Here is a 12145-nt window from a genome sequence, read left to right on the forward strand (position 1 = left end):
AGTTCCACCATGCCGGGGCGTGGCGGCGTTGTGGGGTTGATCAGGCGCCGGCGCCGATGATGCGGTGCACGGCGTCGGTATAGCGTTGCAGCTGCTCCAGCGTCACGAACTCATCGGCCGTGTGGGCCTGGGCAATGTCGCCGGGGCCGAACACCAGCGTGGTATAGCCTGCCGCGGAGAACAGCGAGGCCTCGGTCCAGAAGTCCACCGCGTTGCCGATCGGCAGCTCCAGCGCATCGGCCACGTCACGCGCCAGCAGACGGCGGTTCTCGGCTTCGGCGATGTCACCGGCCGGGAGGCTGGGGCCACGGAAGGTTTCGGTGAACAGCGCGGCTTCCGGTTCGGCAAGACCCGCGAAGGTCGCCAGCAGCGCATCGATGTCCATCGAGGGCAGGGGGCGGAAGCCGAAACGCACTTCGGCTGCCGGTGCGATCATGTTGGCCTTGATCCCGCCTTCGACGCGCCCGATGTTGAAACGCAGGCCGGTCAGGCCACCGAAGCGTGCAGATGCAAGGGAATCCACATGATCCAGGGCCCGATTGCCCCAGCGCATCGCCTGGTGCAGCGCACTGGCGGCGGCATCCTGCCTGCCGGACGCATGGCCCGCACGGCCGGCGAACTGCATCAGCACCGAGCTGATGCCACGGTGCGCGAGCACGGCCTCGCTCATGGTCGGCTCGGCCACCAACACCGCGTCATAGGCAATGCCACGGGCCAGGAACGCGGCAATGCAGCGTGGATCGTTTGCTTCCTCGTCGCTGGAGAACAGGAACGCGGCGTCGCCGTCACTGGCATTGGCCGCAGCCACCAGCGCCGCCGCAGCGCCCTTGATGTCACACACGCCCAGGCCGACCACACGATCGTCCAGGCGGCGCATCACGTGCGGGTCGGCAGTCCAGTGTGGCGAATCCGGCACCGTGTCCAGATGCACGTTGAACAGGTACTTCGGTGTGCCGCGCACGGCATACAGGCTGACCGCACCGGCCCCGTGATCGATCACTTCAACGGTGAAACCCGGCAGGTTGGCGCGCAGGTAATCGAAGATGCCAGCGGTGCTGATCGCGCGCGGCGGGTTGCGAGTGTCGAAGGACACCAGGGCCTGCAGGTGATCGAGTGTCTGTTCAAGCATGAATCAACAGTTCCTGTGAAATTCCGCCGGGCATGGCCCGGCGCTACCGTATCGCCTCTGCTGGAGCGCCCCAGCGCAATCGCGGTCAACCGCGATTGACCTGCGCGTACAGCGTGGAGCTCATGCCGAACAGCTTGATGAAGCCTTCCGCCTCTTCCACGCCCCAGTCGGCCGACTGCGCATAGGTGGCGCCCTTGGTGTTGAGCAGATGCGGCGACTTCACCGCCACCGCGTCCACGCGCCCGCCACGGGTCTCCAGTACCACTTCGCCGTTGACCTTGGCCTGCGAGGACTTCAGGAACGCTTCGATGTCGGTCTTCAGCGGGTCGTGATAGAAGCCTTCGTAGACCAGCTCCACCCACTTGCGCGCCACGTCCGGCTTGAAGCGGTTCTGCTGCTTGGTCAACACCGTGTCTTCCAGCGCGCGGTGGGCGGCCAGCAGCGAAACCAGGCCAGGGGCCTCGAACACGATGCGGCCCTTCAGGCCGATCACGGTGTCGCCGGTGTACACGCCACGGCCCACGCCGTACGGAGCGAACAGCTTGTTGAGCTGGGCCAGGATCTGGTCGCCCGGCAATGCCTTGCCGTCGAGCTCGACCGCTTCGCCCTCGACGAACTTCAGGGTGACGGTCAGCGCCTGTTCCGGCCATTCACTGCGCGGCGAGCACCAGCCACGTGCGCCCTCGCCCGGAGCTTCCCAGCGGTCGATCTCGCCACCGGACATGGTCACGCCCAGCAGGTTCTCATTGATGGTGTAGGCCTGCTGCTTGGCGCGCACGCCGAAACCACGCTCTTCCAGGTACTTCTGTTCGTAGGCGCGGGTCTGGGTGTGCTCCTTCTGGATCTCGCGGATCGGCGCGATGATCTGGTAGTCGCCCAGCGCCTTCACCGCCAGATCGAAGCGGACCTGGTCGTTGCCCATGCCGGTGCAGCCGTGGGCGATGATGTTGGTGCCCAACTCGGCGGCACGCTTCAGCGCGGCATCGACGATCAGGTAGCGGTCCGAGACCAGCAGCGGGTACTGGCCCTGGTAGCCCTCGCCCGCCCACACGAACGGCTTGACGAAGCCCTCCCAGATGGCCGGGCCACCGTTGACGGTGACATGGCTGGTCACGCCCAGCTCGGCGGCACGCTTCTCGATGAAATCACGCTCTTCATCATCCACGCCGCCGGTGTCGGCGAACACGGTATGCACGTTGTAGCCGCGCTCCTGCAGGTACGGCACGCAGAAGCTGGTATCGAGGCCACCGGAGAAGGCGAGGACGACGTCTTTGTTGCTCATGGGGGGTAATGTCCTGGTAGCGCCGGGCCATGCCCGGCGGGGTTTTTGAATGGGAAAGAATCAGCGCCCGGCAACCGCCGCCATGATCGCCTTCTGTACGTGCAGGCGGTTCTCGGCCTCGTTGATGGCGATGCACTGCGGCGAGTCCATCACCGCGTCGGTCGCCTTCACGTTGCGGCGCAGCGGCAGGCAGTGGCTGAAGACACCGTTGTTGGTCAGTGCCATCTTGCGTTCGTCGACGATGAAGTGCTTGAACTGGTCGCGGATCGGCTTTTCCGGCTCCCAGTTGCCGAAGAACGGCAGCGCGCCCCAGCTCTTGGCGTAGACCACATCGGCACCGGCGTAGGCGCTGTCGATGTCATGGCTGATCTTCAGCGAACCGCCGCTCTCGGCCACGTTCTGCTCGGCCCAGCCCATGTAGCGGTCGTCGAGAATGTAGTCGGCGGTCGGGCACAGCAGGGTCACGTCCATGCCCATGCGGGTGGCTATGGTCAGCGCCGAGTTGGCCACGGCGGTATTCAGCGGCTTGGGATGATAGGTCCAGGTCAGCACGTACTTCTTGCCGCGCAGGTCCTGGGTGCCGAAGTGCTCCTGCAGCGCCATCACGTGAGCCAGTTCCTGGCACGGGTGGGTGATGGTCTCCATGTTGATCACCGGCACCGGCGAATACCTGGCGAAGCTGTTGAGCACGATGTCCTGGCGGTCATAGGCCCAGTCCACGAACTTCGGGAACGCGCGCACGGCGATGATGTCGCAGTAGCGGCCCAGCACCTTGGCCACTTCGGCGATATGTTCTTCGGTATCGCCGTCCATCACCGTGCCGAGGTTGAACTCGATCGGCCACGCATCCTTGCCCGGTTGCAGCACCACCGCGTGCGCACCCAGCTGGAACGCGCCCAGCTCGAAGCTGGTGCGGGTGCGCATCGACGGATTGAAGAACACCAGCGCGATCGACTTGCCCTTGAGCTGGTCGCCGAGCTTGTTGCGCTTGAACAGCGCTGCCTGGGTCAGCAGCGCATCAAGCTCGCTGCGGCTCCAGTCCTGGGTGTTCAGGAAGTGCTTGGGGGACATCATCTTTCCTTGCGTGGCGGCGTCAGGTTCGACGCGGTGGAAGGGAAATGCGGAAACCAAAGGTGGGGTGAAATCGTTGCAGTTGAAGCTTTCAGGAAGCGGAAACGAAAAAACCCAGCCGGCGGGCTGGGTTTCTATCGGACGAACAGCAAAAAGCTCCGGTTACCCAGCGAGAATGTGGGGTTCCGGTCGACGGGCACGCGAGGTCATACCCGACGCCTGTCGGGCTGCGCTGCTGTCGTGCTGGAAGTCGGTGAGCTTCATGGCCGGGCATCTTTGCACGCGGCCGGCGCCGGCGCAAGGGGCCGGGGTCCCAGAATCAGGGATTGCTGGCCGTGCCCTGCTCCGGGCCGACCCAGGGCGTGATCGAGACCCGGACCTTGAGCCGGTTGCCAGGGTCTTCCGGCAGGCGCGAGCGGTACTTGGTGCCCCTGTAGACGTAATCCACGTCGTACGCGATGGGCCGACGGAACTCGCGCCCGACGGGAACGATCCGGCAGTCGCGGGTCAGCATCGGCCCGTTGTTGGTGGGACCGGTGGGCGCGGTGGGCGCCTCGGCTGCGGTCTCGTCCACCGCCTCCTCGTCGCTGCGCTTGAACATCGAGCGCACCGAGTCCCAGAAGCGGCTGATCCGGCCCTTGTCCTCCGTCGGCTCCTCGCCGGTGACATTCACCGGGGCCAGGGTCCGGGTCGACACCGGCTCGCAGTGCTCCTCGGTCCGGGTCGCGCGCAGGGTCTGGAACACCGGCTCGACGTTCAGCACCTGGGCGTAGTCGAACTTCACGTTCTCCACGATCACCACCCGGTTGCGCGGCTCCCCCTCCTGGGCCAGAGCCACGGCCGGCAACGCCGACAGCCAGGCCAGGGTCAGCAACGCGGTGGATTTCATTGGCGACGGGAGCAAGGACACGGCAATAGTGTAGGCAGTGACGAGCGCAAGGGGCTGAACATTACCCGTCCGCGCCGCTCCTGCCCACCCCACCTGGGTGGCCCCCGGGTCCACCGGTGGCAGGCGGTCGCCCCAAAGGGGGCCGACACGTTCTAAAATCGCAGGCTTGTCCCCCAGCCACACCCCCATGACCCTGCGCCTGCACAACAACCTGACACGCCAGCTCGAACCGTTCATTCCGCTCGACCCGGCCTGTCCGACCCTGTATGTGTGCGGCCCGACGGTCTACAACTACGTGCACATCGGCAATGCCCGTGGGCCGGTGGTGTTCGGCGTGCTGGCCGACCTGCTGCGGCGGCGTTTCGGCGCCCTTCGCTACGCCCGCAACATCACCGACGTGGATGACAAGATCAACACGGCCGCGCGCGAACAGGGGGTGCCGATCAGCACCATCACCGACCGTTTCGCCGCCGCCTACCGCGAGGACATGGCCGCGCTGGGCGTGGTGCCGCCGGACATCGAACCGGAAGTGACCGCGCACATGCCGCAGATCATCACCATGATCGAGCAGCTCATCGCCAACGGTCATGCCTATGCTGCCGAGGGCCACGTGCTGTTCGCCGTGGCCAGCTTCGATGGCTACGGCAAGCTCTCCCGCCGCGACCCGGAAGAAATGCTGGCCGGCGCCCGCGTCGATGTCGCGCCGTACAAGCGCGATCCAGGCGATTTCGTGCTGTGGAAGCCGTCCACCGACGACCTGCCGGGCTGGGCGTCGCCGTGGGGCCGTGGCCGCCCCGGCTGGCACATCGAATGCTCGGCGATGGCTGCCGCCCATCTGGGCGAGACCATCGACATCCATGCCGGTGGTGTCGACCTGCAGTTCCCGCACCACGAGAACGAAATCGCGCAGAGCGAATGCGCCCATGGCGGAAAGATCTTCGCCCGCTTCTGGCTGCACAACGGCATGCTCAATTTCGGTGGTGCCAAGATGAGCAAGTCGCTGGGCAACATCGAACGCGTGCACGACCTGGTGCGCCAGCACCCGCCGGAAGCGCTGCGCCTGGCCCTGCTGTCGGCCCACTACCGGCAGCCGCTGGACTGGTCCGACGCGCTGATCGAACAGTCGGTGCGCACGCTGGACCGCCTCTACGGCACCCTGCGCGAGCTCGCCGCGGTTCCGGCCGTGGCGGTGATCCCGGCCACGATCGAGGCAACCCTGGATGACGACCTCAACACGCCACAGGCACTGGCCGAACTGGCGCGCATCGCCGCCGAAGCACGCCGCGCCATCGAGCCGGCCGAACAGGCGCGCCTGAAAGGCGAGCTGCTCGGTGCGGGTCTGGCGCTGGGCCTGCTGCAGGCCGACCCGGCGCAGTGGTTCGGCACCGTTGCCCACGATGATGGCGAGGATGCGCGCATCCAGGGCCTCATCGATGAACGCGCCGCCGCCAAGAAGGCGCGTGACTTCGCCCGCTCCGACGCCATCCGCGACCAGCTGGCCGCCGAAGGCATCGTGCTGGAAGACACCCCGCAGGGCGTGCGCTGGTCGCGCAAGCGCGGCTGATCCGCGCCCGCCACGCCCCCACCGAAGAGATTGCAGTGATCGACTCCCCGTTCCCGCTTGAACCCACCACCGCCGAGGCCCAGGCCGCCATCGCCGAGGAATTCGGCTTCTTCGGCGACTGGTCCGAGCGCTACCAGTACCTGATCGACCTCGGCCGCAAGCTGCCGGCCTTCCCCGAAGAGTGGAAGACCGAAGAACACCGCCTGCTCGGCTGCCAGTCGATGGTCTGGATCGTTCCGGAAGGCAATGCGCAGTCGCTGCGCTTCCACGCCATCAGTGATTCGGCGATCGTCTCCGGCCTGATCTTCCTGGCCCTGCGTGTCTATTCCGGGCGCTCGGCACAGGAAATCCTGGACACGCAGCCGAGCTACATCCAGGACATCGGCCTGGCCCGCCATCTTTCGCCGACCCGCAGCAACGGCGTCGCAGCGATGCTGGCCTTCATCCGCGAGACGGCGCAGGCCCAGCTGCAGCGCGGACACCCGTGAGCGGGACCGCCCCGGCCGAAGACACGGCGCTGGGCCTGCTGGCCCGGCCGGGCTTCGCCAAGCTGCTGGCCTACCGCATCTTCGCCATGTTGTCCTACCAGGTGGTGGCCGTCACCGTCGGCTGGCACATCTACGAAGTTACCCGCAATCCGTTCTCGCTGGGCCTGATCGGTCTGGCCGAAGTGCTGCCGTTCTTCTGCGTGGCCCCGTTCGCCGGCTATCTGGTCGACCATCTACCGCGGCGCAAGCTGGGAATGGTCGCCTGCTCCGGCCTGATCGCCACCGCACTGGTACTGACCAGCGTGGCCAAGGGCTGGCTGCCGTTCCACGGCGTATGGCCGATCTATGCGGCGATCGCACTGACCGGCATGGTCCGTGCCTTTCTTTCGCCGATCTACAATGCATTGTTCGCCCGCGTGCTGGCGCGCGAGCAGTTCGCACGCGGTGCGGGACTGGGCGCCGTGGTGTTCCAGGCCGGCATGGTGGTGGGTCCGGCGCTGGGCGGCGTACTGGTCGGCCTGGGAGGCAAGGAGCTGTCCTATGGCGTGGCGACGGCCTTCGCGCTGGTGGCAGTGGCCTGCCTGGCCACGCTGAAGGTGGAGGAACCGGTGCACAGCGGCCCCGCAGCACCGATCTTCCAGAGCATCGCCGAAGGTGCCCGCTTCGTGGTCGGCAACCGCATCATGGTCGGCGCGATGGCGCTGGACATGTTCTCGGTGCTGCTGGGCGGTGTGGTGGCAATGCTGCCCGCCTTCCTGCATGAGATCCTGCACCATGGACCCGAAGGGCTGGGCATCCTGCGCGCTGCGCCCGCTCTGGGCTCGATCGGCGTGGGCCTGTGGCTTGCCCGGCACCCCCTGCACCGCAACGCCGGCCGGGTGCTGTTGTCTGCGGTCGCGGGCTTCGGGCTGTGCGTGATCGGTTTCGGGCTGTCGCAGCACTTCTGGCTGTCGGCGCTGATCCTGCTGTTCTACGGCGCCTTCGATGGCGTGTCGGTGGTGGTCCGCTCGACCATCCTGCAGCTGGCGACGCCCGAGGAAATGCGTGGGCGGGTATCGTCGATCAATGGCATCTTCATCAGTTCGTCCAACGAACTGGGCGCGTTCTATGCCGGCACGATGGCACGGCTGCTCGGCCTGGTACCGGCAGTGGTGCTGGGGGGCTTCGCGGTGCTGAGCGTGGCCGGGATCACCGCGTGGAAGAACCCGACGCTGCGCAAGTTGAATCTTCGCGATCTGCAGTGAACCTGTAGAGGCGAGCCCATGCTCGGCTGCGCATTTCCGTGCGCCCACGCAGCGGTTTGCGCCGGGCCGCGCCCGGCGGGCTTCTTCCGCGACCGCGGCGGGGTGTAACTTTCTTTGCTCGTGCAAAGAAAGTCACCAAAGAAACACGTCGCCATCCGCGAGCCGGCGCTGCGCGCCAGTGCCCTGCGGTGCTCGGCTCGCTACAAGGCGGACCCAACAGCCGCGAGCGCACGCATGACCGCTCCTGGTAGAGCCAAGCCATGCTTGGCTGCTTTTGCTTTTGCTATTCCTTGCCCTCCGGCTTCGGCCTGAGCCGAGCGTGGGCTCGGCTCTACATCGGCCGCGCACGCAGGGATGCGTCGAGAGCCTGTGGGTGGGGCCGGGCAGAACCGTCCGCGGCATAGATACCGCGGCCGAGCTTACACCCGCGGGCTCCACCGATACCCGGAAGGCGCTGCCCTACACAGCCAACGTGAACCCAACAAAAAACCCGGCCAAGGCCGGGTTTTCTGCATGACCAGACAACGACCGGGAATCAGTCGCCCTGCTGCTTCTGCAGGTGCTCCCAACGCTCCTGGGCGTCGATGGTGCGCTCGGCCGTGAGGCGGGCTTCCAGGCGCTCCAGACCGATCTCTTCACCCGTGTCCACGCAGTAGCCGTAATCACCGGCTTCCAGGCGCTTGAGCGTGCTGTCGATCTTGCCGATCAGCTTGCGGTAGCGGTCGCGGGTGCGCAGCTCCAGCGAGTTCTCGGTCTCACGGGTCGCACGCTCGGCCTCGTCGCCGATGTCACGCACTTCCTCGCGCAGATTCTCGATGGTCTGCTTGGACTCCTCCACCAGGTCCGCGCGCCAGTTCTGCAGGCGCTGGCGGAAGTACTCCTGCTGCAGCGGACTCATGTATTCCTCTTCCGACGACGGCTTGTAACCGGCCGGCAGGATCGGGCGGCCGGTGGCCTCGTCGGTCTTGTACTCGACGACCTTGTACTTGCTGCGCGGGGCCGGGGCGGCCGAGCGGGCGGCGACGGCCACGGCGACCTTGCCGACAGGGCGCGACACGGTCTTCGGAGCGGGATCGGATTTCACGGCGGTTTTGGCAGGCGATTTCGAAACGGGCACGGGATTCTTGGATTGCGGGGCGGTCGATGCGGAAGATGCAGCGGCCGAGGCCGGCTTGCATGCCGGTTTGGCTGCAGCACCTGCCGCGGTCTTCGCCGGGACAGGCTTGGCCGGAGCCTGCGTTGCGGCAGGCTTCGGTGCGGACTTCACTACGGGGGCCGGTGCCGGCTTGGCAGCCGGCGTGGCGATATTCTTGGTGACCTTCTTTACAGCGGCAGGCTTGGCCGCCGGCTTGAGCGCCGCGGCCTTCTTTGCCGCTGGCGGTGCAACCGGCTTTTTCACCGCCGCCTTCGGCGCCGGCTTGGCTGCCGGCTTCTTCGCAGCCGGTTTGGCAGCAGCCTTCTTGACCGGCACCGCCTTGCTGGCGGCCTTTTTCACTGCCGGCGCCTTCTTGCTGGCAGCAGCAGGTTTGGCCTTGACCGGCGCAGCGGCCTTCTTGACGGCCGCTTTGCTTGCCTTGGCCGGCGTTTTTTTCGCGGTGGCCTTCCTGGCCGCCGGTTGCGAGGACGCTGCCTTGGTCGCCGGCTTGGCCGCCGGCTTCTTGACAACGGGCTTTGCCGCCAACTTCTTCACAACAGGCTTGGCGGTTTTCTTGGCGGCCTTTGCGGCCTTCTTTGCAGTTTTTTTAGCAGCCACGAAACGCTCTTCCTTGGATTCCCCGGGGCCCGGGAAAGCGGGCCTTTATAGCCTACCCGACCCGCAGCAGCAACCTCGACAGCCCCGCTCCATTCAGTCCTGGAGTCAAGGCCCCCAAGGGGCAGTCCGACGAACACGGACCGCCTCGCGCGGTACGGAACCTGGCCGGCACCCGAAGGTGCCGGTACCGGTCGCAGGCCATCGGCGACATGCGACCAACGGCCCATCCTGCACAAATGCGGCCTTCATGCCAACTGGCATAAGATGACTGGGTGATCTCGCGCCTGCTCATTGCCCTGCTGCGCTTCTACAAGCGCTTCATCAGCCCCCTGCTGGGGCCACGCTGCCGTTTCGTGCCCAGCTGTTCTGAATACGCGATGGAAGCCATCTCCCTGCATGGCCCGCTGCGCGGCAGCTGGCTGGCCGCGCGCCGGCTCGGCCGCTGCCACCCCTTCCACCCCGGCGGTGTCGACCTCGTGCCCGAACGCACCGACACCCCTTCATGCCGTTGCACAGGAAAACACTGACATGTCCTCCACGCTCATCACCAATGCCCGCATGGTCAATGAAGGCCGCACCTTCGACGGCGACCTGCGCATCGAGAACGGTCGCATCGCGCAGATCGGCACCGGGCTGGCGCCGCGCGAGGGCGAGCAAGTGGTGGACGCCGCCGGCCGCTGGCTGTTGCCCGGCATGATCGACGACCAGGTGCACTTCCGCGAGCCGGGCCTGACCCACAAGGGCGATATCGCCAGTGAATCGGCAGCGGCCGTGGCCGGTGGCCTGACCAGCTTCATGGACATGCCCAACACCAATCCGCCGACGCTGGACTCCACCATCCTGGAAGCCAAGTACGAACTGGCGCGTGGCCGCGCCTGGGCCAACTACGGCTTCTACCACGGGGCCAGCAACGACAATCTTGAGGCCATCCGCCAGCTCGATCCGAAGAAGGCGCCGGGCGTGAAAGTGTTCATGGGCGCGTCCACCGGCAACATGCTGGTGGACAACCCGGAAACACTGGACGCGATCTTCCGCGAGTGTCCGACGCCGATCATCACGCACTGTGAAGACACGCCGATGATCGATGCCAACCTGAAAGCCTTCCAGGAAAAATACGGCGACGCGCTGACCCCGGACATGCACCCGGACATCCGTTCGCGCGAAGCCTGCATCAAGTCGACGCGGCTGGCGCTGTCGCTGGCACGCAAGCACGGCACCCGCCTGCACGTCCTGCATATCTCCACCGCCGACGAACTGGCACTGTTCGAGAAGGGCCCGCTGATCCGGGCCGATGGCAGCCGCAAGCAGATCACCGCCGAAACCTGCGTGCACTTCCTGCACTTCGCCCGCCCGGATTACGCCACCAAGGGCAACCTGATCAAGTGCAATCCGGCCATCAAGGACGTGGCCGACCGCGAGGCGATCACCGCCGCGCTGGCCGACGACGTGCTGGACGTGCTGGCCACCGACCATGCCCCGCACACCTGGGAGGAGAAGCAGAAGCCCTATGCGCAGGCGCCGTCCGGCCTGCCGCTGGTGCAGTACGCGCTGGTGGCCGCACTGGAGCGCGTGCACGAGGGCAAACTGACCCGTGAGCAGGTGGTGCAGAAATTCGCGCATGCCCCGGCCCAGCTGTTCGACGTGGAACAGCGCGGCTTCCTGCGCGAAGGCTATTTCGCCGATCTCGTGCTGGTGGAAGACGTGCCGTTCACGGTCAAGCGCGAGGACGTGCTCTCCAAGTGCGGCTGGTCGCCGTTTGAAGGCACGACCTTCCGGTCGCGCATCGCCTCGACCTGGGTCAACGGCCAGCGGGTGTGGGACGGCAGCACGCTGGTGGGCGAGCCGGCCGGCCAGCGCTTGACCTACGACCGCTGATGCGTGGGTTCCTCATGTTGGGGGTGCTGGTTGCCGCCCCCCTCTGGGCCGTATCTGCGGCACAGGCCCAGGATGGCATCGGCAGCCTGATCGACAGCCGCGTGGTGTTTCCTGCCAGTGCGTCGCAGGGCGCGCTGGTGATCGGCAAGGTTCCCGCCGGCAGCCGCGTGCAGTATGCCGGCCGCTCGCTGCGCGTGAGCGGTTACGGCAGCGTGGTGTTCGGTATCGGCCGTGATGAAAAGGGGCCGCTGCGCGTGCAGGTGCAGCGCCCGGACGGCGGCAGCGAAACGGCCACCATCTCGGTGACGCCGCGTGACTGGCCGACCGAACGGGTCAACGGTGTACCGCCGAAGACGGTCAATCCTCCGCCCGCCATTGCCGAACGGATCAAGCGCGAGCAGGCACAGGTAACCGCCGCGCGTGCCCGCGACGATGACCGCACCGACTTCACCCAGACCTTCATCTGGCCGGTGCAGGGCCGCATCAGCGGCCGCTTCGGCAACGCGCGCGTCTACAACGGGCAGCCCGGTGCCGGCCATTCCGGCATGGACATCGCGGTACCGGCCGGCACGCCGGTGAAGGCACCCGCCGCCGGCGTGGTCACCTTTGCCGGCCCCGACCTGTACCTGACCGGTGGCACGCTGCTGATCGACCATGGCTACGGCGTCAGCTCGAACTTCCTGCATCTGTCGCGCATCGACGTAAAAGTTGGCGACCGTGTGGAACAAGGCCAGGTGATCGCCGCAGTCGGCGCCACCGGCCGTGCCACCGGCCCACACCTGCACTGGGGCATGAACTGGTTCGACACCCGCATCGATCCGCTGCTGGTGCTGGAGCGGAAGTAACCCGC

11 protein-coding genes are annotated in these 12145 nt (G+C 66.5%); 6 read left to right on the forward strand and 5 right to left on the reverse strand.

The genetic code is table 11. The features are described from left to right. Nucleotides 1–40: 40 nt before the first annotated feature. From AC06FB_RS10195 to AC06FB_RS10210, 4 genes are all read right to left on the reverse strand, one after another. Nucleotides 41–1129: an acetylornithine deacetylase gene (locus tag AC06FB_RS10195; protein WP_053519691.1), complete on the reverse strand. Its 1089-nt coding sequence runs from the start codon at nucleotides 1127–1129 to the stop codon at nucleotides 41–43. Nucleotides 1130–1214: 85 nt separating this feature from the next. Further along, nucleotides 1215–2411, reverse strand: a complete 1197-nt coding sequence (locus AC06FB_RS10200; protein ID WP_478053644.1) for an argininosuccinate synthase — start codon at nucleotides 2409–2411, stop codon at nucleotides 1215–1217. Nucleotides 2412–2471: 60 nt separating this feature from the next. Continuing rightward, nucleotides 2472–3482 (reverse strand): N-acetylornithine carbamoyltransferase, encoded by a 1011-nt coding sequence (locus AC06FB_RS10205; protein WP_053519689.1) that lies wholly within the window; start codon nucleotides 3480–3482, stop codon nucleotides 2472–2474. A 319-nt stretch (nucleotides 3483–3801) separates the two neighbouring features. Then, nucleotides 3802–4371: a glycine zipper 2TM domain-containing protein gene (locus AC06FB_RS10210; RefSeq protein ID WP_193396139.1), complete on the reverse strand. Its 570-nt coding sequence runs from the start codon at nucleotides 4369–4371 to the stop codon at nucleotides 3802–3804. A 187-nt stretch (nucleotides 4372–4558) separates the two neighbouring features. Here AC06FB_RS10210 and cysS point away from each other — a divergent pair, with 187 nt between their 5' ends. Genes cysS through AC06FB_RS10225 form a run of 3 tightly spaced genes read left to right on the forward strand, consistent with a single transcriptional unit; the run spans nucleotide 4559 to nucleotide 7667 of the window. Further along, complete coding sequence (cysS, locus tag AC06FB_RS10215) at nucleotides 4559–5935, forward strand: cysteine--tRNA ligase (RefSeq protein WP_065181932.1); 1377 nt, start codon at nucleotides 4559–4561, stop codon at nucleotides 5933–5935. A gap of 35 nt (nucleotides 5936–5970) precedes the next feature. Further along, a complete protein-coding gene (locus AC06FB_RS10220; RefSeq protein ID WP_053519686.1) occupies nucleotides 5971–6423 on the forward strand; it encodes a SufE family protein in 453 nt (150 codons plus the stop codon). Continuing rightward, nucleotides 6420–7667, forward strand: a complete 1248-nt coding sequence (locus AC06FB_RS10225; protein WP_478053645.1) for an MFS transporter — start codon at nucleotides 6420–6422, stop codon at nucleotides 7665–7667. Before AC06FB_RS10220 ends, AC06FB_RS10225 begins: the two co-directional genes overlap by 4 nt. Nucleotides 7668–8202: 535 nt before the next feature. Here the strand turns inward: AC06FB_RS10225 and dksA are convergent. Continuing rightward, nucleotides 8203–9420: an RNA polymerase-binding protein DksA gene (dksA, locus tag AC06FB_RS10230; RefSeq protein ID WP_478053646.1), complete on the reverse strand. Its 1218-nt coding sequence runs from the start codon at nucleotides 9418–9420 to the stop codon at nucleotides 8203–8205. A 272-nt stretch (nucleotides 9421–9692) separates the two neighbouring features. Between dksA and yidD the strand changes: the two genes are divergently transcribed. From yidD to AC06FB_RS10245, 3 genes are read left to right on the forward strand one after another with little or no spacing between them, the layout of a single operon-like run. Beyond that, complete coding sequence (gene yidD / locus AC06FB_RS10235; protein WP_053519683.1) at nucleotides 9693–9947, forward strand: membrane protein insertion efficiency factor YidD; 255 nt, start codon at nucleotides 9693–9695, stop codon at nucleotides 9945–9947. Between the two features lies 1 nt (nucleotide 9948). After that, nucleotides 9949–11295, forward strand: coding sequence for a dihydroorotase (locus AC06FB_RS10240; protein WP_053519682.1), 1347 nt, complete (start codon nucleotides 9949–9951; stop codon nucleotides 11293–11295). Next, nucleotides 11295–12140 carry a M23 family metallopeptidase gene (locus AC06FB_RS10245; protein ID WP_262100359.1) on the forward strand — a complete coding sequence of 282 codons (846 nt, stop codon included), beginning with the start codon at nucleotides 11295–11297 and terminating at the stop codon, nucleotides 12138–12140. The genes AC06FB_RS10240 and AC06FB_RS10245 overlap by 1 nt, the downstream gene beginning before the upstream one ends. Nucleotides 12141–12145: the final 5 nt, after the last annotated feature.

The sequence above is a fragment of the Stenotrophomonas sp. Steno-C15 genome (assembly GCF_056393265.1).

Bases quoted from the DNA above. Each gene is read 5' to 3' on its own strand.
- AC06FB_RS10200 (WP_478053644.1), bottom strand. From the start codon at position 2,411: ATGAGCAACAAAGACGTCGTCCTCGCCTTCTCCGGTGGCCTCGATACC.
- cysS (WP_065181932.1), top strand. From the start codon at position 4,559: ATGACCCTGCGCCTGCACAACAACCTGACACGCCAGCTCGAACCGTTC.
- AC06FB_RS10240 (WP_053519682.1), top strand. From the start codon at position 9,949: ATGTCCTCCACGCTCATCACCAATGCCCGCATGGTCAATGAAGGCCGC.
- AC06FB_RS10210 (WP_193396139.1), bottom strand. From the start codon at position 4,371: ATGAAATCCACCGCGTTGCTGACCCTGGCCTGGCTGTCGGCGTTGCCG.
- AC06FB_RS10205 (WP_053519689.1), bottom strand. From the start codon at position 3,482: ATGTCCCCCAAGCACTTCCTGAACACCCAGGACTGGAGCCGCAGCGAG.
- AC06FB_RS10195 (WP_053519691.1), bottom strand. From the start codon at position 1,129: ATGCTTGAACAGACACTCGATCACCTGCAGGCCCTGGTGTCCTTCGAC.
- AC06FB_RS10245 (WP_262100359.1), top strand. From the start codon at position 11,295: ATGCGTGGGTTCCTCATGTTGGGGGTGCTGGTTGCCGCCCCCCTCTGG.